The sequence below is a fragment of the Klebsiella sp. HC6 genome (assembly GCF_022605325.1).
GTDB lineage: Bacteria > Pseudomonadota > Gammaproteobacteria > Enterobacterales > Enterobacteriaceae > Klebsiella > Klebsiella terrigena.
Genome location: NZ_CP093276.1, coordinates 5049698 through 5072261, shown reverse-complemented (window position 1 = coordinate 5072261; position 22564 = coordinate 5049698). Strand labels below are relative to the sequence as shown.

The window sequence follows — 22564 nt, the reverse complement described above, 5'->3', positions numbered from 1 at the left end:
GGAAGGCGCTAGGGTTCCGGCGGCGCAAACCACGCCGATTTAAAATCAAACCAGCCGAGGGTGTTCATCCTCACGCCGCGCATGCTGCGCTGGCCCTGGATCATCAGCCAGTGGTGGATCAACGGGACGATCGTTTGGTTGGCCAGCAGCTGCTGGCTCCAGGTCGCAGGGTTTAACTCGCCCGCATGCCAGCGGCCGGCGGCGTCCTCCCAGTCAATTGGGATGCAGTGACGAATGAGCGGGACTTCATACAGCCAGGCGAAGAGGGAGAAGTCGATCGGCAGGGTAAAGTTGGCGCTGTTTAGCCAGATGTCGCTGACCACCTCGCCGCGGTGCCACTCCGCGTATTCCAGCTCGCGGATCTCCAGCCTGACCTGATGCTCGGCTAACAGCGTCGCCATAATGCCGCCGATCGCGCGATGCTCAATGTGGTCCTGATAATAGGTCAGCGTCACCGACTCGAGGCCCGCGGGCTTCTCGCAGGCGTGGCTGCGCGCGTGGTGCCAGCGCGGCAGCAGGCCGTAGGCCGGGAACCAGTTGCCCTGGTAATGTTCGCCCGCGTGGTAGAGCAGGTTCGCCGGCTGGAACAGGTAGCTCAGCCACTGGCGGACGGCGGCATTGGCGCCAAGCGGGCTGCGGGAATCAAACAGCAGGTAGTAGCAGCCCTCTTCCAGGCGGCTTTCGACGGCTTTCTCGCTCTGGGTGGTGCCCTGCAGGGTTAAGCCGCCGTTCGACTCTTCGCCAATCTCCGGCAGCACCCAGACGTTGACCTCGTCAATTAATGCCCGATAGCCGAAGTAGTCGTCGAAGGCGTGGATCTTCAGCTGATTTTGGTTATTGCGCGCGACGGCATAGGGGCCGGTGCCGATCGGCATCGCGGAGTAGTTCTCCATCGACTGCCATTCGCGCGGCAGTATCACCGCCGAAACCTGGCCCAGCAGCCACGGTAGCCAGCGATCCGGCTGCGTCAGATGGATATCCAGCGTCCAGGCGGTCGGCGAGACGATGCGCTCAATATGGGCGTACAGCGGCAGGGCGTTGCTGCGCAGCAAAGAGGCGATCACGTCCTCCATTTCCAGCTCGCGCCCGTGGTGAAAGTGGATGCCGGGACGCAAAAAAAAGCGCCAGTGGGTGGCCGATAGCTGCTGCCAGTGGTGGGCAATATCGGCTTCCAGTTCCCCGTTTTCCTCATTTACCCGCGTCAGGGCGCTAAAGATTTGCCGGGCGATATGGTTTTCCGAGCGGCGCAGCGCGCTGCCGGGGAGCAGATTTTTCATCGGCCGGTAGTAGAGCACGCGCAGAATATGCCGCCCCTGGCGAAAGCTCCGTCCGAGGTGGGAGACCAGCATCTGGCGCACGGCGGCCTTATCGCCGACCAGCTGCACCAGCTGATCGATGCGATCCTGCTCCAGCAGATCTTCCGCCCGCTGCTGCTGCAGCGCCAGGCCGGTGTAGAGGAAAGCCAGCTTCGAGCGCTTACCGCGACCTGCTTCCGCCTCCCAGGTTAGCCAGCCGCGCTCTTCCATCATGTTCAGCAGGGTTCGCATATGGCGGCGCGAGCAGCTTAGCATCTCAGCCAGCTCGTTGAGCGTCGTCTCCTGCGACCTCCCTTCGCAGCATTGCCACAGGCGGATGAACTGTTGTTGCAGACGGGCAGAAGACATAAAAGGGGAACTCCTGATGAAAACTCAGCAATTTATTAATCCTCATATTAGGCCAATAATAGATTTCGATGAAGCGAGGAGATGAATATGACGAGGTCAACCGCTAAACAGTTCTACCAACGCTACTTTTCTGCGACGCAGGATGCGTCATGGCTAGCCCGCCTGATGGCAGGACGACAGCAGGAAATACTCGGCGAGCTGATGCAGTGGGGAGTTACGTCGCCGACCTCCGATCGTTAACTTGCCGATATCATGTGTGACTGAGTATTGGTGCGTACCTGTCCGCTTTCGCGTTCCCGGCATTAGCGCGGCCTGCTTGTAGCGGCCGCCGGCCTGTAACCTGAAGCAGATAGCGTATAAAATCACCCGCCAGCAGATGACTTCTGCTGGCTTTTTTCGTTTTCTTCGCGTGCTAAGGACATGACATGCTGTGGTTAATGACGATGGGACGGCGGCTTAACGGCGTCTATGCGGCTTTTATGCTGGTCGCTTTTATGATGGGGATTGCCGGTGCGCTGCAGGCCCCGACGCTCAGCCTGTTTCTCAGCCGTGAGGTGGGCGCGCAGCCTTTCTGGGTCGGTCTGTTTTACACCGTTAACGCCATTGCCGGGATCGCGGTCAGCCTGGCGCTGGCGAAGCGCTCCGACAGCCAGGGCGACCGCCGCCGGCTGATTATGTTCTGCTGCCTGATGGCCGTGGGCAACGCGCTGCTGTTTGCCTTCAATCGCCACTACTTAACCCTGATTACCTGCGGCGTGATGTTGGCATCCATCGCCAATGCCGCGATGCCGCAGCTGTTCGCCCTGGCGCGGGAGTATGCCGACAGCTCGGCGCGGGAAGTGGTGATGTTCAGTTCGATCATGCGCGCCCAGCTGTCGCTGGCGTGGGTTATCGGCCCGCCGCTGGCCTTTATGCTGGCGCTGAACTACGGCTTTACCACCATGTTCTCCATTGCGGCCGCTATTTTTGTGATTAGCCTGGTGCTGATCGCCTGCAAGCTGCCGTCGGTGGCGCGGGTGGAGCAGCCTTCGGAGGCGGCAGGTGCGTTGGCGCAGGCCGGCGGCTGGCAGGATAAAAACGTGCGCATGCTGTTTATCGCCTCGACGCTGATGTGGACCTGCAACACCATGTACATCATCGATATGCCGCTGTGGATCAGCAGCGATCTCGGCCTGCCGGATAGCCTGGCGGGGATCCTCATGGGCACCGCGGCCGGTCTGGAGATCCCGGCGATGATTCTGGCGGGCTACTACGTCAAACGCTGGGGCAAGCGTCGCATGATGGTCGCCGCCGTGGCCGCCGGGGTGCTGTTCTACGCCGGACTGATCCTGTTCCACGACCGTACGGCGCTGCTGGCGCTGCAGCTGTTTAATGCGATTTTTATCGGTATTGTCGCCGGGATCGGTATGCTGTGGTTCCAGGACCTGATGCCGGGACGCGCGGGAGCGGCCACCACGCTGTTTACCAACAGTATTTCCACTGGCGTGATCCTGGCCGGCGTGCTGCAGGGGGCGCTGTCGCAGAGCTACGGCCACGCCAGCGTTTACTGGGCGATCGCGGCGATTTCGCTGGTGACCCTGTTTTTAACCGGCAAAGTGAAAGATATTTAGCCCGTTACCCGCCCGCGGATCGCCGCGGGCGGGCGAGTTCAGGAGAGGATATCGATCGTTTCCCGCAGCTGGCGGATGGCGATTTGCCCCGGCGCAGAGGCCTGGCCCGCGCTGCCGAACGTCATCGCTGAACCAAACAGTCGCCCGGTAACCCGGCTGATGCCGCCCATTTTGCCCATCGACATGGTGACGATCGGGCCGGTAGCGTGCTTCTCCTTCATCGCCAGCGTGGCGGAGAGGAGCGTCAGCACATCCTGCGGAGACTGCGGCATGACCGCTATTTTCGGCAGGTCGGCGCCCAGCTCCTGCATGCGGCAGAGGCGGCGAATAATCTCCTCTTCGGGCGGTGTTTTCTGGAAATCATGATTGCTGACGATCGCCTTCACGCCGGCGGCGTGGGCATCGTCGATCAGGGCGCGGATCTGCGTCTCATCGTTAAAGAGCTCGATATCAATCATCTCGACCAGCCCGCTGAGCGCGACCTGACGATTAAGGGCAAAGTACTCCGCCTCGTCGAGCTGCGCCTCGCCGCCCTCCTTCTGGCTGCGGAAGGTGAACAGCAGCGGCGTATCGGCGAGGATCTGGCGAACTTCAGCCAGCGCCAGCAGTACCTGTTCGCTCCTGCCGGCCTGGGCAAAGCCGTCGGCGCGCCATTCGATAATATCGGCGTCGACTTCTACCAGCGCCCGGGCACGAGCCTTCAGCTCATCGAGGGTTTGGCCCATCAGCGGGACGCAGATTCGGGTGGTACCTTCCTGGAAGGTGAGGTTCTTAACCGTTACGGTTGTCGTCATATCGGCGCCTGTGCGAATTTCCTGAGGACTTCTCAGCTCAGAAGGCATAAAAAAACGCCCGGTCATGGACCGGGCAGGGGAGCCGCTGGCGGCTTTAGTTCATAAAGGCCGGCTGCTTGTTCTCATAGGCGGAGATCGCCTCTTCGTGCTGCAGCGTCAGGCCGATGCTATCGAGGCCGTTCAGCATGCAGTGGCGGCGGAAGGCGTCGATTTTAAAGCTGTACGATTTGTCGCCCGCTTTCACCACTTCGGATTCCAGATCCACCTCGAAGGTAATGCCCGGGTTGGCCTGCACCAGCTTAAACATCTCGTCGACCTGCTCGTCGCTCAGGGTCACCGGCAGCAGCTGGTTGTTAAAGCTGTTGCCGTAGAAGATGTCGGCAAAGCTGGGGGCGATAACCACCTTAAAGCCGTAATCGGTCAAAGCCCAGGGCGCGTGTTCGCGCGATGAGCCGCAGCCGAAGTTTTCCCGCGCCAGCAGAATAGAGGCGCCCTTGTACTCCGGGAAGTTGAGGACGAATTCCGGATTCGGCTGCTGCCCCTGGTCATCGAGGAAGCGCCAGTCGTTGAACAGATGCGCGCCAAAACCGGTGCGGGTCACTTTCTGCAGGAACTGCTTGGGAATGATCGCATCGGTATCGACGTTTGCGGCATCCAGCGGAACCACCAGGCCAGTATGTTGGGTAAATTTCTCTGCCATGATGGTCTCCTTATTTAATGTCGCGAATGTCGGCGAAATGGCCGCTGACGGCCGCCGCTGCGGCCATGGCCGGGCTGACTAAGTGGGTACGTCCGCCGCGGCCCTGACGGCCTTCAAAGTTACGGTTGCTGGTGGATGCGCAGCGCTCGCCGGGGTTCAGGCGGTCGTTGTTCATCGCCAGGCACATGGAGCAGCCCGGCAGACGCCATTCAAAGCCGGCTTCGATAAAGATCTTATCCAGGCCTTCCGCTTCCGCCTGCGCCTTCACCGGGCCGGAGCCTGGGACAACCAGCGCCTGCACGCCCGGCGCAACTTTACGCCCTTTGGCAATTTCCGCCGCCGCGCGTAAGTCTTCAATACGCGAGTTGGTACAGGAGCCGATAAAGACTTTATCAATCGCGACGTCGGTCAGCGGGATGCCCGGCTTCAGGCCCATATAGGCCAGCGCTTTTTCCGCGCTTGCGCGCTCTACCGGATCGGCGAAAGAGGCCGGGTCGGGAATCATGTCGGTGACGGAGATAACCTGGCCCGGGTTGGTTCCCCAGGTGACCTGCGGAGCAATCTCTGCGGCCTGTAAGGTGACGACGGTGTCAAAGGTAGCGTCGGCGTCGGTGGTCAGGGTTTCCCAATAGGCGACCGCGTCGCTAAAGTCCTGGCCTTTAGGCGCGTGCAGACGGCCCTTCACGTAATCAAAGGTGGTCGCGTCCGGCGCCACCAGGCCCGCTTTCGCGCCCATCTCGATGGCCATATTGCACAGGGTCATGCGACCTTCCATGCTCAGGTTGCGAATGGCTTCGCCGCAGAATTCAACCACGTGGCCGGTACCGCCGGCGCTGCCGGTTTTGCCGATGATCGCCAGCACGATATCCTTCGCGGTGATCCCTGGCGCCGCCTGGCCCTGAACTTCAATCTTCATCGTTTTGGCGCGGCCCTGCTTCAGGGTCTGGGTGGCCAGCACGTGCTCGACTTCGGAGGTCCCGATGCCGAAAGCCAGCGCGCCGAACGCGCCGTGGGTCGCGGTATGGGAGTCGCCGCAGACGATGGTCATCCCCGGCAGGGTTACGCCCTGCTCGGGGCCCATTACGTGAACGATCCCCTGATACGGGTGGTTCAGGTCATACAGCTCAACGCCGAATTCGTTACAGTTCTTAATCAGCTCCTGCATCTGGATACGCGCCATTTCGCCGGACGCGTTGATGTCTTTGGTCTGAGTCGAAACGTTATGATCCATGGTGGCGAAGGTTTTCCCCGGCTGGCGAACCTGGCGGTTGTGCGCGCGCAGGCCGTCAAACGCCTGCGGGGAGGTTACTTCGTGTACCAGATGACGGTCGATGTACAGCAGCGGGGTTTCGTTTTGCGCTTCATAAACCACGTGAGCATCAAACAATTTTTCATACAACGTCTTCGCCATGATTACACCCCTTCAGCGACATAGCGGGCAATGATGTCGCCCATTTCATCGGTACTGACAGCCGCCGCGCCGCGCGCTAAATCGCCGGTACGGATGCCTTCTTCTAATGCGCGGTTGATCGCGCTTTCGATAGCCGTTGCCGCCGCGTCCGCGTCGAGGCTGTAGCGCAGCAGCAGCGCCAGCGACAGGATTTGGGCTATCGGGTTAGCGATGTTCTTGCCGGCGATATCCGGCGCCGAGCCGCCTGCCGGCTCGTACAGGCCAAAGCCTTGTTCATTGAGGCTGGCGGAGGGCAGCATGCCCATTGAGCCGGTGATCATCGCGCATTCGTCGGACAGGATGTCGCCGAACAGGTTGGAGCACAGCAGCACGTCGAACTGGGACGGGTCTTTAATCAGCTGCATGGTGGCGTTGTCGATATACATGTGCGCCAGCTCAACGTCCGGGTACTCTTTGGCGATTTCGCCGACGATTTCTCGCCACAGAATGGAGGACTGCAGCACGTTGGCTTTGTCGATAGAGGTCACTTTGCTCCGGCGCTTGCGGGCCGATTCAAACGCGATGTGCGCAATGCGCTCGATCTCAAAGCGGTGGTAAACCTCGGTATCAAACGCTTTCTCGTGATGGCCGCTGCCTTCACGACCCTTCGGCTGGCCGAAGTAAATGCCGCCGGTCAGTTCACGGACGCACAGGATATCGAAGCCGTTGGCGGCGATATCCGCGCGCAGCGGGCAAAACTCTTCCAGCCCCTGATACAGCTTCGCCGGACGCAGGTTGCTGAACAGCTTGAAATGTTTACGCAGCGGCAGCAGCGCGCCGCGCTCCGGCTGCTCTGCGGGCGGCAGGTGCTCCCATTTTGGGCCACCGACCGAGCCGAACAGAATGGCGTCTGCCTGCTCGCAGCCGTCTACGGTTGCCTGCGGCAGCGGGGTGCCCTGGCGGTCGATGGCGATGCCGCCAACGTCATACTGGCTGGTGGTAATGCGCATATCAAAACGGTTACGGACGGCTTCCAGTACTTTCATCGCCTGGTTCATGACTTCCGGGCCAATGCCATCACCTGGCAAAACAGCAATATGATAATTCTTCGACATTACACGGTTTCCTTATTGTTCTCGTTATTCTGAGCTTTGCGTTGCAACTCTTTTTCGACTTCAGCGGCGCGCCAGATGTTGTTCAGGACGTGAACCATCGCCTTCGCCGAGGACTCCACGATATCCGTCGCCAGCCCGACGCCGTGGAAGCGGCGGCCGTTGTAGTTAACGACGATATCCACCTGGCCCAGCGCGTCTTTACCGTGGCCCTTGGCGCTTAAACCATACTTAACCAGCTCGATGTCATACGCCGTAACGCGGTTGATGGCCTGATATACGGCATCGACCGGGCCGTTGCCGTTAGCCGCTTCGGACTTCACTTCATCGCCGCAGGCCAGCTTGACGGAGGCGGTGGCGATGGCATTGGAGCCGGACTGCACGCTGAAGTAGTCCAGGCGGAAATGCTCAGGCTCTTCCTGCTGCTTGTTAATAAAGGCCAGCGCCTCCAGGTCGTAGTCGAAGACCTGACCTTTTTTGTCCGCCAGCTTCAGGAAGGCGTCATACAGGTGGTCCATGTTGTAGTCGCTTTCCTTGTAGCCCATCTCTTCCATGCGGTGCTTCACCGCCGCGCGGCCGGAGCGGGAGGTCAGGTTCAGCTGCACCTGATTCAGGCCGATGGATTCCGGGGTCATGATTTCGTAGTTTTCGCGGTTCTTCAGCACGCCGTCCTGGTGAATACCGGAAGAGTGGGCGAAAGCGCCGGTGCCGACGATGGCTTTGTTCGCCGGGATCGGCATGTTGCAAATCTGGCTGACGGTCTGGCTGGTGCGCCAGATTTCGCTGTGATTGATGCGGGTGCGTACGTCCATAATATCTTTACGCACCTTGATGGCCATGATCACTTCTTCCAGCGAACAGTTGCCCGCACGTTCGCCGATGCCGTTCATGGCGCCTTCAACCTGGCGCGCGCCGGCGTGGACGGCGGCAATGGCGTTGCCGACGGCTAAGCCCAAATCGTCATGGGTGTGAACTGAAATGATCGCTTTGTCGATGTTCGGCACGCGCTCGTACAGGCCGGTAATGATGTTGGAGAATTCGAACGGCATGGTATAGCCGACGGTATCCGGGATGTTAATGGTGGTAGCGCCGGCGCGGATGGCGGCTTCAACGACGCGCGCCAGGTCAGCAATCGGCGTACGGCCGGCATCTTCGCAGGAGAACTCAACGTCGTCGGTATAGTTACGGGCGCGTTTAATCATATAGATCGAACGCTCAATCACCTCATCGAGGGTGCTGCGCAGCTTGGTGGCGATGTGCATCGGCGAGGTGGCGATAAACGTATGAATACGGAACGCTTCGGCGATTTTTAAGGATTCGGCCGCGACATCGATATCTTTCTCTACGCAGCGCGCCAGGGCGCAGACGCGGCTGTTTTTGATGGTGCGCGCGATGGTCTGTACGGATTCAAAGTCGCCCGGAGATGAGACAGGGAAGCCGACTTCCATCACGTCTACGCCCATACGCTCAAGGGCCAGGGCAATCTGCAGCTTCTCTTTAACGCTCAGGCTGGCCTGTAACGCTTGTTCCCCGTCACGTAAGGTCGTATCGAAAATAATGACTTGCTGGCTCATGGTTAAATCCTTAATCGGTGTCCTGGGCGCCTTGCTGACGAGCATAAAAAAACCCGCGCAATGGCGCGGGTTTTATAGTCTTACTGGAAGATGACTAACGCTTAACGTCGCCCAGCAGCCTACCGCGCAAATTGGATGCGTTTAGTAGTAGTAGGCTGGTGAAACGAGTGCTGCGAATCATTGCGTCATGCTCCAGATGAAATCGATATGCTCTTAGAGTTACTGGATACGCCTTTTGATGTCAACCCCGGAGGGGGAAAAACGCCTTTTTACCTTGTCACTGAATTAGCTAATTGTGCTGAAGATCGCGCTTTTTTGCCGACAATCGTTTTTAGCGCCGCGGCAGGGGCGAGGCCATTTAAAACATTCGCACAATTTCCTTTTCATTCAAGGCCTCACGCTGGCGGGGTGGCAACGGCAGCCATCTTAATGAAAAGACTGAGGATATTTGCCATGTGAATATATTTAAATGAGTTCAGGCTAATTATCTATGATAACGACATGTTAATTTTAATAGCGTATTCGAACGATACTTTAATACCGCTTAAATTTAAGTTAACTATTCCTGCCGTTGTTTATCCTTATAACTTATGAGTAAACTGAGCGCCATCAAGTAATCGATATAGTTAAAATGAAACGGCCATTTTCTAATTCTGCTTATTTTTGCTGAAATCATAACTTTGATATATTCCTAAAATTCATTTTTACCCTTTTGCAAATTTCATATGCGTGCTAAATGATATTTTCAGCATTAATTACTGTACTTGTGCAAAGGGAATTTAGCCTGATGGTGAAATTAGATATGATAATTGAAAGTATTGAATATCAAGCAGCCCCGGCGGCGGAGGTGACGAAACCTCAGCTACGCATGGTCGATCTCAATCTGCTCACCGTCTTTGATGCGGTGATGCAGGAGCAGAATATCACTCGCGCGGCGCATTCTCTGGGGATGTCGCAGCCGGCGGTCAGCAACGCCGTATCGCGTCTGAAGGTGATGTTTAATGACGAGCTGTTCGTTCGCTACGGCCGCGGAATTCAGCCAACGGCGCGTGCGTTCCAGCTGTTTGGCTCGGTACGCCAGGCTCTGCAGCTGGTGCAGAACGAGCTGCCGGGCTCCGGCTTTGAGCCAATAAGCAGCGAGCGGGTGTTTAATTTATGCGTGTGCAGCCCGCTGGATAACTATTTGACCGCCACAATCCTCAATAAAGTTAGCGAAACCGCGCCAAATATTCATTTGATTTTTAAATCGGCGCTGAATCAAAATACCGACCATCAATTACGTTATCAGGAAATTGAATTCGTGGTGGGCTATGAAGAGTTTCGTCGTCCTGAATTTGCCTGCGTGCCGCTGTTTAACGATGAGATGGTATTAGTCGCCAGTCGCCAGCATCCGCGTATTAGCGGATTGCTGGCGGAAGAGGACATTTATCGGGAAGAGCACGCGGTTGTGGCCCTGGATCGCTATGCTTCATTCAGCCAGCCCTGGTATGACACTCTCGATAAACAGGCGCGAATTGCCTATCAGGGCAATGCGATGGTCAGCGTATTAAACGTGATTTCGCAAACGCAAATGGTGGCTATTGCGCCGCGTTGGCTGGCGGCTGAATTCGCGGATAAGCTTAACCTGCAGCTGGTCACGCTGCCGCTGCAGGTTAATAGCCGGACCTGCTATCTCTCATGGCACGAAGCCGCGGGTCGCGATAAAGGCCACCAGTGGATGGAAGAACTGCTGGTCAGTATCTGCCGGCGCTAATCTGTGCGTATATCACCACAAACGGGAGCCGCGGCTCCTGCTTTGTGAGCGGGCTGCAGGGGATATTTGGGCCTGCCGCTGACCGGGGCTAACGCCGCGGCGCTTTTCGGATTGTTTTATCTATTATTAAGTAATAATCCAGAATTTTATTCTGTTTAGCTGCGGCGGCTGGCGGTAGATTCAGATGAAAAATGGATGATTTCCTGCGGTGTGGCAATTTGTCCGAGTAATGATTTGCGTCAATTCCTGTCGGTGAAGTTTTCCACCTGATTTTTTATCAAATCCTCTTTTTTATTCTTTTAATACCTCTCATGTACCTGCGGTGGCGAATTGCCTGCCCGTTAGCGACCAGTTATGGTAAAGGCACGCAGTCCATTCACCTCAATGCGAAGACGAAACTCTGCGCATTGTGCGAGCGCGCGGAAATTGAGTTCCGCTGTCGTTAAAAACAATAAGCCGGGAGGCAAACCATGGAGATGTTGTCAGGAGCCGAGATGGTCGTCCAGTCGCTTGTCGATCAGGGCGTCAAGCAAGTATTCGGTTATCCAGGGGGGGCGGTCCTCGATATCTATGATGCTCTACATACCCTCGGCGGTATCGATCATATTTTGGTCCGCCACGAGCAGGCCGCGGTGCATATGGCGGACGGTCTCGCCCGCGCAACGGGCGAGGTCGGGGTCGTGCTGGTGACCTCCGGGCCCGGGGCCACGAACGCCATTACCGGCATTGCGACGGCGTACATGGACTCTATCCCTCTGGTGATCCTCTCCGGACAGGTGGCGACTTCCCTGATTGGTTACGACGCTTTCCAGGAGTGCGACATGGTCGGTATTTCCCGACCGGTGGTGAAGCACAGCTTCCTGGTTAAGCAAACCGAAGATATCCCCGGCGTCCTGAAGAAAGCCTTCTGGCTGGCGGCCAGCGGCCGTCCCGGCCCGGTTGTCGTCGATCTGCCGAAAGATATCCTCAACCCGGCGAACAAGCTGCCGTACGTCTGGCCGGATGCGGTCAGCATGCGCTCCTATAACCCGACAACCAGCGGGCATAAAGGACAAATTAAACGCGCTCTGCAAACGCTGATCGCGGCCAAACACCCGGTGGTATACGTTGGCGGCGGGGCGATTAACGCTCAATGCGAAGAGCAGCTGTATAGCCTGGTGGAGAAACTGAATCTGCCGGTCGCGTCGTCGCTGATGGGGCTGGGCGCTTTCCCGGCCTCGCACCAGCAGGCGCTGGGCATGCTGGGCATGCACGGCACCTATGAAGCCAACATGACGATGCATCACTCCGACGTGATTTTCGCCGTTGGCGTCCGCTTTGACGATCGCACGACCAACAATCTGGCAAAATACTGCCCGAATGCCACGGTGCTGCATATCGACATCGATCCGACGTCAATTTCGAAAACGGTGCCGGCAGACGTGCCGATCGTTGGCGATGCTCGCCTGGTGCTGGAGCAGATGCTGGAGCTGCTGGAGCAGGAAGAGGCGCTGCAGCCGCTGGATGAGCTTCGCGACTGGTGGCGGCAGATCGAGCAGTGGCGCGCGCGTCACTGTCTGCAATACGATACGCAAAGCGGCAAGATCAAACCGCAGGCGGTGATCGAGACCATCTGGCGTCTGACCAACGGGGATGCCTACGTCACCTCTGACGTCGGTCAGCATCAGATGTTTGCCGCGCTCTATTATCCCTTTGATAAGCCGAGACGCTGGATCAACTCCGGCGGCCTGGGCACGATGGGCTTTGGCCTGCCCGCGGCGCTCGGCGTGAAGATGGCGCTGCCGGATGAGACCGTTATTTGCGTCACCGGCGACGGCAGTATTCAGATGAATATCCAGGAGCTTTCCACCGCGCTGCAGTACGAACTGCCGGTTCTGGTGCTGAACCTGAACAATCGCTATCTCGGAATGGTGAAACAGTGGCAGGACATGATCTATTCCGGCCGCCACTCGCAGTCGTATATGGAGTCGCTCCCGGATTTTGTCCGCCTCGCAGAAGCGTATGGTCACGTAGGAATTCGCATTAACGAGCCGCAAGAGCTGGAGTCGAAGCTGACCGAAGCGCTGGAGCAGGTGCGTAATAATCGTCTGGTCTTCGTCGACGTAACGGTTGACGGCAGCGAGCACGTGTATCCGATGCATATCCGCGGCGGCGGGATGGACGAGATGTGGTTGAGCAAAACGGAGAGAACCTGATTATGCGCCGGATATTATCGGTATTACTGGAAAACGAATCGGGCGCCTTATCGCGCGTTATTGGTCTCTTTGCGCAGCGTGGGTATAACATTGAAAGCCTGACGGTGGCACCCACCGATGACCCGACGCTCTCGCGGATGACGATTCAGACCGTGGGCGATGAGAAAGCGATCGAGCAGATCGAAAAGCAGCTGCATAAGCTGGTGGACGTGCTGCGCGTCAGCGAGCTCGGACAAAACTCGCACGTTGAGCGCGAGATCATGCTGGTGAAGGTGCAGGCCAGCGGTTTTGGCCGCGAGGAGGTCAAGCGTAACACCGAGATCTTCCGCGGGCAGATTATTGACGTCACCCCGTCTATCTACACCGTTCAGCTGGTTGGCACCAGCGATAAGCTGGATGCATTCATCGCCTCGCTGCGTGACGTTGCGAGAATCGTTGAAGTTGCGCGCTCGGGCGTCGTTGGCCTGTCGCGCGGCGACAAAATAATGCGCTGAGTCGCTGAAATTGAGCTAAAAATAGCCCGGCACAAACTGTCGGGCTATTTTTTTGCGAAATCGGTAGGAACTGGAGACAAAACCGGTTGCTGTGCTAACTGTTCTGCGTTTAGATGTTATGAAAATGAATCCATACCTGAAGAAAGGTTATGTTCTGTACTAAATTACCCAAGGGGCAATTGTGAAACTGGATGAAATCGCCCGGCTGGCCGGTGTCTCGCGAACCACCGCTAGCTATGTGATTAACGGTAAAGCGAAGCAGTACCGCGTGAGCGATAAAACGGTCGAAAAGGTGATGGCTGTGGTTCGTGAACACAACTATCATCCGAATGCGGTCGCTGCCGGCCTGCGTGCAGGACGCACGCGATCTATTGGTCTGGTCATTCCGGATCTGGAAAACACCAGCTATACCCGCATTGCTAACTACCTCGAGCGGCAGGCGCGCCAGCGCGGCTATCAGCTGCTGATCGCCTGTTCGGAAGATCAGCCCGATAACGAGATGCGCTGCATTGAGCACCTGCTGCAGCGCCAGGTCGATGCGATTATCGTGTCGACCTCATTACCGCCCGAGCACCCGTTCTATCAGCGCTGGGCCAACGATCCGTTCCCGATAGTCGCGCTCGATCGCGCGCTCGATCGCGAACACTTCACCAGCGTTGTCGGCGCCGATCGCGACGATGCGGAAATGCTCGGCGCCGAGCTGCGTAAATTCCCCGGCGACAGCGTGCTGTATCTTGGCGCTCTGCCGGAGCTGTCGGTGAGCTTCCTGCGCGAGCAGGGCTTCCGGACCGCGTGGCAGGACGATCCGCGTGAGGTGCAGTATCTCTACGCTAACAGCTACGAGCGCGAAGCGGCGGGTCAGCTGTTCGAGAAGTGGCTGGAAACCCATCCGATGCCGCAGGCGCTGTTTACCACCTCCTTCCCGCTGCTGCAGGGCGTGATGGACGTGACGCTGCGTCGGGAAGGCAAGCTGCCCTCCGAGCTGGCGATTGCGACCTTCGGCGATAACGAACTGCTGGATTTCCTCCAGTGTCCTGTACTGGCGGTGGCTCAGCGCCACCGTGACGTTGCCGAGCGCGTGCTGGAGATCGTTCTCGCCAGCCTCGACGAACCGCGCAAGCCAAAGCCTGGCCTAAGCCGGATTCGCCGGAATTTGTATCGCCGCGGGAGCCTGAACCGTCGTTGAATATTTCCGGCAGCGGGCTGCCGGGATAATTCTGCCGCCGCTCGCCAGACGGATGCACGTCTGGCGATAATCCATACAAATTGCCTTAAAAATGCAAAACTGAATATCTTTCAGACAAATCCCTAAACTTCTTTACGCATTATTTTGTTTTATTCTGGAGTAGGGGCTTTCTTGCACCTGATGGGTATAAGAAAAGATCTCCCGGCCGATATTTGTATTATTTTGTTACATTCACTAAGTTAATCGCTGAATTAACACTCATTTTATCGCAGACAATACCCCCAATCTTCTCTACCCCGCGACAAGAGAGCCTCTCCGCAGACATCAGGCACTGTTAACGGGCATCAGAATCGCCTAAAATGCCGCTCGCGTCGCAAACTGACACTTTATATTTTCCCGCCGAAGATATTTTGTTGCTTTTAACTGTTACGAATTTGTTGGTTGTTTTCTTACACGTATTCATGACGTTAATTTGCCTCGTTTGTTGGTGATTTTATCATCAGGCCTAATATCGGCGGCAAATAATGGGTTTTTAAGCTTCGTTGGTATTCGTGCTGGCTTGACAAGCTTTTCCTCCGCTCCGTAAACTCCTTCTGGTGGGAATTTGTGGGTTAAAGTGGCGAAAAGGGGTGAGGCTGGCATGTTCCGTGGGGCAACGTTAGTCAATCTCGACAGCAAAGGCCGTCTGGCCGTACCGACGCGTTACCGCGACGGGCTGATTGAGAGCGCTTCCGGTCAATTGGTTTGCACCATTGACATTCATCACCCGTGCCTGCTGCTTTACCCCTTGCCTGAATGGGAAATCATCGAGCAAAAATTGTCGCGTTTGTCGAGCATGAATCCCGCTGAGCGGCGCGTACAGCGTCTGCTTCTGGGACATGCCAGCGAATGTCAGATGGATAATGCCGGGCGGCTATTGATCGCTCCGGTGTTACGGCAGCATGCCGGGCTGACAAAAGAAGTGATGCTGGTCGGGCAGTTCAATAAGTTTGAGCTGTGGGATGAAACGACCTGGTATCAACGGGTCAAGGAAGATATCGACGCTGAGCAGTCCGCAACCGGGGAACTGCCGGAGCGACTGCAGGATTTGTCTTTATAAAATGATGGAAAATTTTAAACATACTTCGGTACTTCTGGATGAAGCCGTTAACGGCCTGAATATTCGCCCGGATGGTATCTACATTGATGGCACTTTTGGTCGCGGTGGTCACTCGCGCCTGATCCTCTCCCAGCTGGGAGCGGAAGGTCGTCTGCTGGCAATCGATCGCGATCCGCAGGCAATCGCCGTGGCGAAGACCATTGATGACCCCCGTTTTTCCATCGTACACGGACCTTTTTCTGCGCTTGCAGATTATGTTAGTGAGCGCGAACTGACGGGCAAGATCGACGGGATTCTTCTCGATCTTGGCGTCTCGTCGCCGCAGCTGGATGACGCGGAGCGCGGCTTCTCGTTTATGCGCGACGGCCCGCTGGATATGCGCATGGATCCGACGCGCGGCCAGTCGGCCGCCGAATGGCTGCAGACGGCCGAAGAGGCCGATATCGCCTGGGTGATTAAGACCTTTGGCGAAGAGCGCTTCGGTAAGCGCATCGCGCGCGCCATCGTCGAGCGCAACCGCATTGAGCCGATGACCCGCACCAAAGAGCTGGCGGAAGTGGTGACGGCGGCAACGCCGGTGAAGGATAAGTTCAAACATCCCGCGACCCGTACCTTCCAGGCGGTACGCATTTGGGTGAACAGTGAACTGGAGGAGATAGAGCAGGCGCTAAAAAGCTCGCTCAGCGTGCTGGCCCCGGGCGGGCGGCTTTCGATCATCAGTTTCCACTCGCTGGAAGACCGTATTGTGAAGCGCTTTATGCGCGAGCAAAGCCGCGGTCCGCAGGTTCCGGCAGGGCTACCGATGACCGAAGAGCAGCTGCGTAAACTGGGCGGCCGTGAGCTGCGAGCATTAGGCAAGTTGATGCCGGGCGAAGAAGAGGTAGCTGAAAATCCTCGTGCCCGTAGTTCAGTTCTGCGCATTGCAGAGAGGACGAACGCATGATCGGCAGAGTGACAGAAGCCCTAAGCAAGGTTAAAGGGTCGATAGGAAGCAACGAGCGCCATGCCTTGCCTGGCGTGATCGGAGACGACCTTCTGCGGTTTGGGAAGCTGCCACTCTGTCTGTTCATTTGCATCATCATTACGGCGATTACGGTGGTAACGACGGCGCACCATACCCGCCTGTTAACCGCCCAGCGCGAGCAGTTAGTTCTGGAACGTGACGCGCTGGATATTGAATGGCGCAACCTGATCCTCGAAGAGAACGCCCTGGGCGATCACAGTCGGGTTGAGCGGATCGCGACCGAGAAGTTGCAGATGCAACACGTCGATCCATCACAAGAAAATATCGTTGTACAAAAATAAGGATTATTGCGACGCATGAAAGCAGCGCCGAAAACGCCAAGACCAAAACGTCAGGAAGAACAGGCCAACTTTATCAGTTGGCGTTTTGCGTTGCTGTGCGGCTGTATTCTGCTGGCTCTGACTTTCCTGCTGGGCCGCGTGGCGTGGCTGCAGGTTATCAGTCCGGACATGCTGGTGCGTCAGGGCGATATGCGCTCCCTGCGCGTGCAGGAAGTGTCGACCGCGCGCGGGATGATTACCGACCGCTCGGGCCGCCCGCTGGCGGTGAGCGTGCCGGTGAAGGCGATCTGGGCCGATCCGAAAGAGCTGCACGATGCCGGCGGCGTCACCCTCGACAACCGCTGGAAAGCGCTGGCGGATGCGCTGAATATGCCGCTGGATCAGCTGGCATCGCGCATCAACACCAACCCGAGAATGCGCTTTATCTATCTGGCTCGTCAGGTCAATCCTGATATGGCCGACTACATCAGAAAGCTCAAGCTGCCGGGGATCCACCTGCGCGAAGAGTCGCGCCGCTACTACCCGTCAGGCGAAGTTACCTCTCACCTTATCGGTTTTACCAACGTCGATAGCCAGGGCATTGAGGGCGTTGAGAAGAGCTTTGATAAATGGCTTACCGGCCAGCCGGGCGAGCGTATCGTGCGTAAAGACCGCTATGGCCGCGTCATCGAGGATATCTCTTCCACCGACAGCCAGGCCGCGCATAACCTCGCGCTGAGCATCGACGAGCGCCTGCAGGCGCTGGTTTATCGCGAACTGAACAACGCGGTGGCGTTTAACAAGGCGGAGTCGGGAAGCGCGGTGCTGGTTGACGTCAGCACCGGCGAAGTGCTGGCGATGGCCAACAGCCCGTCCTACAACCCGAATAATTTCTCCGGCACGGCAAAAGATATCATGCGTAACCGCGCCATCACCGACGTCTTCGAGCCGGGTTCCACGGTGAAGCCGATGGTGGTGATGACGGCGCTCCAGCGCGGGATCGTCAACGAAAACACCGTGCTGAATACCATTCCTTACCGTATTAACGGCCACGAAATCAAAGACGTGGCGCGCTATAGCGAATTGACCCTGACCGGGGTACTACAGAAGTCGAGTAACGTCGGTGTTTCCAAGCTGGCGTTAGCGATGCCGTCCTCAGCGTTAGTAGATACTTACTCACGTTTTGGGCTCGGAAAAGCGACCAATTTGGGGTTGGTCGGAGAACGCAGTGGCTTATACCCTCAAAAACAACGGTGGTCTGACATAGAGAGGGCCACCTTTTCTTTCGGCTATGGGCTAATGGTAACCCCGTTACAGTTAGCGCGAGTCTACGCAACGATCGGCAGCTACGGCGTGTATCGCCCGCTGTCGATTACTAAAGTTGATCCACCGGTTCCGGGCGAGCGAGTCTTCCCGGAACCTCTCGTTCGTACCGTTGTGCACATGATGGAAAGCGTGGCGCTGCCTGGAGGCGGCGGCGTGAAGGCGGCGATTAAGGGCTATCGCATCGCGATCAAAACCGGTACGGCGAAAAAAGTGGGGCCAGACGGTCGCTACATCAACAAATATATTGCTTACACCGCAGGCGTTGCGCCCGCCAGCCACCCGCGTTTCGCGCTGGTGGTGGTGATCAACGACCCGCAGGCGGGTAAATACTACGGCGGCGCCGTTTCCGCGCCGGTCTTCGGTGCCATCATGGGCGGCGTTCTGCGCACCATGAACATCGAACCGGATGCGCTGGCAACGGGCGAAAAAAGTGAATTTGTGATTAATCAAGGCGAGGGAACAGGTGGCAGATCGTAATTTGCGCGACCTTCTCGCTCCGTGGGTGCCAAATGCGCCGGAGCGAATTCTGCGAGAGATGACGCTGGACAGCCGGGTGGCTGCTTCCGGGGATCTCTTTATCGCGGTATTAGGTCATCAGGCGGACGGGCGTCGTTATATCCCGCAGGCGATAGCGCAAGGTGTTGCTGCCATTATAGCTGAGGCCAAAGATGAGGCTGGCGACGGTGAAATCCGTGAAATGCACGGCGTGCCGGTCATTTATCTTAGCCAGCTCAACGAGCGCCTGTCGGCGCTGGCCGGGCGTTTTTACCATCAGCCTTCGCAGCAGCTGCGCCTGATCGGCGTAACCGGGACCAACGGCAAAACCACCACCACTCAGCTACTGGCGCAGTGGGGCCAGCTGCTCGGCGAAACCAGTGCGGTCATGGGTACGGTAGGTAACGGCCTGCTGGACAAGGTTATCCCGACGGAAAATACCACCGGCTCTGCGGTAGACGTTCAGCACGTGCTGTCCGGTCTGGCAGGGCAGGGCGCGACCCTGGCGGCGATGGAGGTCTCTTCCCACGGTCTGGTTCAGCACCGCGTAGCCGCGCTGCAGTTTGCCGCCTCGGTGTTTACCAACCTGAGCCGCGATCACCTGGACTATCACGGTGATATGGCGCACTACGAAGCGGCGAAATGGCTGCTCTATTCCACCCACCACTGCGGTCAGGCGATCGTCAACGCCGATGATGAAGTGGGCCGTCGCTGGCTGGCGAAGCTGCCGGATGCGGTTGCGGTATCGATGGAAGACCATATTAATCCGAACTGCCACGGCCGCTGGCTGAAGGCAACCGCGGTGAGCTATCACGACAGCGGGGCGACCGTTCAGTTTGACTCCAGCTGGGGCAAGGGCGAAGTCGAAAGTCGCCTGATGGGCGCCTTTAACGTCAGCAACCTGCTGCTGGCGCTGGCTACCCTGCTGGCGCTGGGCTATCCGCTGGCCGAGCTGCTGAAAACGGCTTCTCGTCTGCAGCCGGTTTGCGGGCGTATGGAAGTGTTTAGCGCGCCGGGCAAAGCGACCGTGGTGGTGGATTACGCTCATACGCCTGATGCGCTTGAAAAAGCGCTGCAGGCCGCGCGTCTGCACTGCAACGGCAAGCTGTGGTGCGTATTTGGCTGCGGCGGCGATCGCGATAAGGGCAAACGTCCGCTGATGGGCGCTATCGCCGAAGAGTTCGCCGATATTGCCGTTGTCACCGACGATAACCCGCGTACCGAAGATCCTCGCGCCATTATCAACGATATCCTGGCCGGCATGCTTGATGCCGGGCACGCGAAGGTGATGGAAGGTCGGGCGGAAGCCGTGACCAATGCCGTTATGCTGGCGAAAGAGGGTGACGTGGTGCTGGTCGCCGGTAAGGGCCACGAGGATTACCAGATTGTCGGCAATCGCCGCCTGGACTACTCCGATCGCGTGACCGTCGCGCGTTTACTGGGGACGGTAGCATGATTCGCTTTACGCTTTCTCAGCTTGCCGACATCGCCAGCGGCGAACTGCAGGGTAGCGATCTGGCCATCGATGAGGTCACATCGGATACCCGCAAAATAACGGCGGGCTGCCTGTTTGTAGCCCTCAAAGGCGAGCGCTTTGACGCCCACGACTTTGCCGCGCAGGCAAAACAGGCCGGCGCCGGCGCGCTGCTGGTCAGCCGCAGGCTGGAGTGCGATTTACCCCAGGTGGTGGTGAAGGATACCCGGCAGGCTTTCGGCGAGCTGGCCGCGTGGGTTCGCCAGCAGGTACCGACCCGCGTGGTCGCGCTGACTGGCTCCTCCGGGAAAACCTCGGTGAAAGAGATGACCGCGGCGATCCTCGGGCAGTGCGGCACCACGCTGTATACCGCCGGCAACCTGAATAACGATATTGGCGTCCCGATGACGCTGCTGCGCCTGACTCACGAGCACCGGTATGCGGTGATTGAGCTGGGCGCCAACCACCAGGGTGAAATTGCCTGGACCGTGAGTTTGACGCGTCCGGAAGCCGCGCTGGTGAATAACCTGGCCGCCGCGCACCTTGAGGGCTTCGGCTCGCTGGCGGGCGTGGCGAAGGCGAAAGGCGAAATCTTTACCGGCCTGCCGGCAAACGGCATCGCCATTCTCAACGCCGACAATAACGACTGGCTGAACTGGCAGAGCGTCATTGGCGATCGTAAGGTTTGGCGCTTCTCGCCCAACGCCGCCAACAGCGACTTTACGGCGACCAATATTCATGTCACCAGCCACGGTACGGAATTTACCCTGCAAACCCCAACGGGGAGCGTGGACGTTCTGCTGCCGCTGCCGGGCCGCCACAATATCGCCAACGCGCTGGCAGCAGCCTCGCTGGCAATGGCGGTCGGCGCTGATTTAGCCGCGGTGAAGGCCGGACTGGCTCAGCTTACCGCGGTGCCGGGGCGCCTGTTCCCGATCCGGCTTACGGAAAATCAGCTGCTGCTTGATGATTCCTATAACGCCAACGTCGGCTCGATGACCGCCGCGGTGCAGGTACTGTCCGAAATGCCGGGCTACCGGGTGCTGGTGGTTGGCGATATGGCCGAGCTCGGCGCGGAAAGCGCCGCCTGCCATCGCCAGGTTGGCGAAGCGGCGAAGGCGGCAGGGCTCGATCGCGTACTGAGCGTCGGCGCGCTGAGCGCTGATATCAGCTCCGCCAGCGGCGTGGGTGAGCACTTTAGCGAGAAATCCGCGCTGGTGGCTCGTCTGCGCGAGCTTATCGCAGAGCATAAAATTCTGACCGTTTTAGTGAAGGGTTCACGTAGTGCCGCCATGGAAGAGGTAGTACGCGCATTACAGGAGAATGGAACATGTTAGTATGGCTGGCCGAACATTTGGTCAAATATTATTCAGGCTTTAACGTCTTTTCCTACCTGACGTTTCGCGCCATCGTCAGCCTGCTGACCGCGCTGTTCATCTCTTTGTGGATGGGCCCGCGTATGATCGCTCGTCTGCAAAAACTCGCTTTCGGCCAGGTTGTGCGCAACGACGGTCCGGAATCTCACTTCAGCAAACGCGGTACGCCGACCATGGGCGGGATCATGATCCTCACCGCGATTGTGGTATCGGTCCTGCTGTGGGCTTATCCCTCTAACCCGTACGTCTGGTGCGTTCTGACGGTGCTGATAGGCTACGGCATCATTGGCTTCGTTGATGACTATCGCAAAGTGGTGCGCAAAGACACCAAGGGCCTGATTGCCCGCTGGAAATACTTCTGGATGTCGGTGATTGCGCTGGGCGTTGCCTTTGCGCTCTATATGGCCGGGAAAGACACGCCGGCTACTCAGCTGGTGGTGCCGTTCTTCAAGGACATCATGCCGCAGCTGGGGCTGCTGTACATTCTGCTGGCCTACTTCGTGATTGTCGGTACCGGCAACGCGGTTAACCTCACCGATGGTCTCGACGGCCTGGCGATTATGCCAACCGTGTTTGTGGCCGCCGGTTTCGCGCTGGTGGCGTGGGCGTCGGGCAACATGAACTTCGCCAACTACCTGCATATTCCCTATCTGCGTCACGCCGGCGAGCTGGTTATCGTCTGTACGGCGATCGTCGGTGCGGGCCTTGGCTTCCTGTGGTTTAACACCTATCCGGCTCAGGTCTTTATGGGCGACGTGGGTTCACTGGCCCTCGGCGGCGCGCTGGGCATCATTGCCGTGCTGCTGCGTCAGGAATTCCTGCTGGTTATTATGGGTGGCGTTTTTGTTGTTGAGACCCTGTCGGTCATTCTGCAGGTCGGCTCCTTCAAGCTGCGCGGTCAGCGCATCTTCCGAATGGCGCCGATTCATCACCACTATGAACTGAAAGGCTGGCCGGAACCGCGCGTGATCGTGCGCTTCTGGATTATTTCGCTGATGCTGGTGCTGATTGGCCTGGCGACGCTGAAGGTACGTTAAT

21 protein-coding genes are annotated in these 22564 nt (G+C 57.9%); 14 read left to right on the top strand and 7 right to left on the bottom strand.

Translation table 11 applies throughout. The features are described 5' to 3' along the window. Window positions 1–8: 8 nt before the first annotated feature. Complete coding sequence (sgrR, locus tag MMW58_RS24535; RefSeq protein ID WP_241722281.1) at window positions 9–1664, bottom strand: HTH-type transcriptional regulator SgrR; 1656 nt, start codon at window positions 1662–1664, stop codon at window positions 9–11. A gap of 87 nt (window positions 1665–1751) precedes the next feature. On the opposite strand from sgrR, the gene sgrT reads away from it, so the two are divergent. Both sgrT and MMW58_RS24525 read left to right on the top strand, forming a co-directional pair. Continuing rightward, complete coding sequence (gene sgrT / locus MMW58_RS24530) at window positions 1752–1904, top strand: glucose uptake inhibitor SgrT (protein ID WP_072051895.1); 153 nt, start codon at window positions 1752–1754, stop codon at window positions 1902–1904. 185 nt (window positions 1905–2089) lie between these two features. After that, a complete protein-coding gene (locus MMW58_RS24525; protein WP_123710120.1) occupies window positions 2090–3274 on the top strand; it encodes a sugar efflux transporter in 1185 nt (394 codons plus the stop codon). A 38-nt stretch (window positions 3275–3312) separates the two neighbouring features. On the opposite strand, the gene aroD is transcribed toward MMW58_RS24525, so the two are convergent. From aroD to leuL, 6 genes are all read right to left on the bottom strand, one after another. After that, window positions 3313–4068: a type I 3-dehydroquinate dehydratase gene (aroD, locus tag MMW58_RS24520; RefSeq protein ID WP_241722280.1), complete on the bottom strand. Its 756-nt coding sequence runs from the start codon at window positions 4066–4068 to the stop codon at window positions 3313–3315. Between the two features lie 94 nt (window positions 4069–4162). Next, window positions 4163–4768: a 3-isopropylmalate dehydratase small subunit gene (gene leuD / locus MMW58_RS24515; RefSeq protein WP_123710118.1), complete on the bottom strand. Its 606-nt coding sequence runs from the start codon at window positions 4766–4768 to the stop codon at window positions 4163–4165. A 10-nt stretch (window positions 4769–4778) separates the two neighbouring features. Beyond that, window positions 4779–6179 (bottom strand): 3-isopropylmalate dehydratase large subunit, encoded by a 1401-nt coding sequence (gene leuC / locus MMW58_RS24510; protein WP_045859923.1) that lies wholly within the window; start codon window positions 6177–6179, stop codon window positions 4779–4781. Between the two features lie 2 nt (window positions 6180–6181). Then, window positions 6182–7273 (bottom strand): 3-isopropylmalate dehydrogenase, encoded by a 1092-nt coding sequence (leuB, locus tag MMW58_RS24505; RefSeq protein WP_041144036.1) that lies wholly within the window; start codon window positions 7271–7273, stop codon window positions 6182–6184. Beyond that, complete coding sequence (gene leuA, locus MMW58_RS24500; protein WP_045859921.1) at window positions 7273–8844, bottom strand: 2-isopropylmalate synthase; 1572 nt, start codon at window positions 8842–8844, stop codon at window positions 7273–7275. Before leuA ends, leuB begins: the two co-directional genes overlap by 1 nt. Window positions 8845–8938: 94 nt before the next feature. Further along, a complete protein-coding gene (gene leuL / locus MMW58_RS24495) occupies window positions 8939–9025 on the bottom strand; it encodes a leu operon leader peptide (protein ID WP_115193567.1) in 87 nt (28 codons plus the stop codon). Window positions 9026–9051: 26 nt separating this feature from the next. Here leuL and MMW58_RS24490 point away from each other — a divergent pair, with 26 nt between their 5' ends. The 12 genes from MMW58_RS24490 to mraY all read left to right on the top strand — a co-directional run bounded on the left by MMW58_RS24490 (window position 9052) and on the right by mraY (window position 22563). Then, window positions 9052–9303, top strand: a complete 252-nt coding sequence (locus MMW58_RS24490) for a hypothetical protein (RefSeq protein WP_133600663.1) — start codon at window positions 9052–9054, stop codon at window positions 9301–9303. 325 nt (window positions 9304–9628) lie between these two features. Beyond that, window positions 9629–10597: a transcriptional regulator LeuO gene (leuO, locus tag MMW58_RS24485; protein WP_133600802.1), complete on the top strand. Its 969-nt coding sequence runs from the start codon at window positions 9629–9631 to the stop codon at window positions 10595–10597. Window positions 10598–11067: 470 nt separating this feature from the next. Then, window positions 11068–12792: an acetolactate synthase 3 large subunit gene (ilvI, locus tag MMW58_RS24480; RefSeq protein WP_133600661.1), complete on the top strand. Its 1725-nt coding sequence runs from the start codon at window positions 11068–11070 to the stop codon at window positions 12790–12792. 2 nt (window positions 12793–12794) lie between these two features. Continuing rightward, window positions 12795–13286 (top strand): acetolactate synthase small subunit, encoded by a 492-nt coding sequence (gene ilvN, locus MMW58_RS24475; protein WP_041144039.1) that lies wholly within the window; start codon window positions 12795–12797, stop codon window positions 13284–13286. Between the two features lie 181 nt (window positions 13287–13467). Then, window positions 13468–14472, top strand: a complete 1005-nt coding sequence (gene cra / locus MMW58_RS24470) for a catabolite repressor/activator (protein WP_041144040.1) — start codon at window positions 13468–13470, stop codon at window positions 14470–14472. Between the two features lie 640 nt (window positions 14473–15112). Beyond that, entirely contained in the window at window positions 15113–15571 is a 459-nt protein-coding gene (mraZ, locus tag MMW58_RS24465) for a division/cell wall cluster transcriptional repressor MraZ (protein WP_041144041.1), read from the top strand. Between the two features lies 1 nt (window position 15572). After that, window positions 15573–16514, top strand: coding sequence for a 16S rRNA (cytosine(1402)-N(4))-methyltransferase RsmH (gene rsmH / locus MMW58_RS24460; protein WP_133600660.1), 942 nt, complete (start codon window positions 15573–15575; stop codon window positions 16512–16514). Then, complete coding sequence (ftsL, locus tag MMW58_RS24455; RefSeq protein ID WP_002888550.1) at window positions 16511–16876, top strand: cell division protein FtsL; 366 nt, start codon at window positions 16511–16513, stop codon at window positions 16874–16876. Before rsmH ends, ftsL begins: the two co-directional genes overlap by 4 nt. Window positions 16877–16891: 15 nt before the next feature. Further along, entirely contained in the window at window positions 16892–18658 is a 1767-nt protein-coding gene (locus tag MMW58_RS24450) for a peptidoglycan glycosyltransferase FtsI (RefSeq protein WP_041144043.1), read from the top strand. Continuing rightward, a complete protein-coding gene (murE, locus tag MMW58_RS24445; protein ID WP_133600659.1) occupies window positions 18645–20132 on the top strand; it encodes a UDP-N-acetylmuramoyl-L-alanyl-D-glutamate--2,6-diaminopimelate ligase in 1488 nt (495 codons plus the stop codon). The genes MMW58_RS24450 and murE overlap by 14 nt, the downstream gene beginning before the upstream one ends. After that, window positions 20129–21487 (top strand): UDP-N-acetylmuramoyl-tripeptide--D-alanyl-D-alanine ligase, encoded by a 1359-nt coding sequence (murF, locus tag MMW58_RS24440; protein WP_133600658.1) that lies wholly within the window; start codon window positions 20129–20131, stop codon window positions 21485–21487. The genes murE and murF overlap by 4 nt, the downstream gene beginning before the upstream one ends. After that, the gene (gene mraY / locus MMW58_RS24435; RefSeq protein WP_041144046.1) at window positions 21481–22563 is read left to right on the top strand and encodes a phospho-N-acetylmuramoyl-pentapeptide-transferase; all 1083 of its coding nucleotides are present in this window, start codon (window positions 21481–21483) and stop codon (window positions 22561–22563) included. Before murF ends, mraY begins: the two co-directional genes overlap by 7 nt. Window position 22564 lies beyond the last annotated feature (1 nt).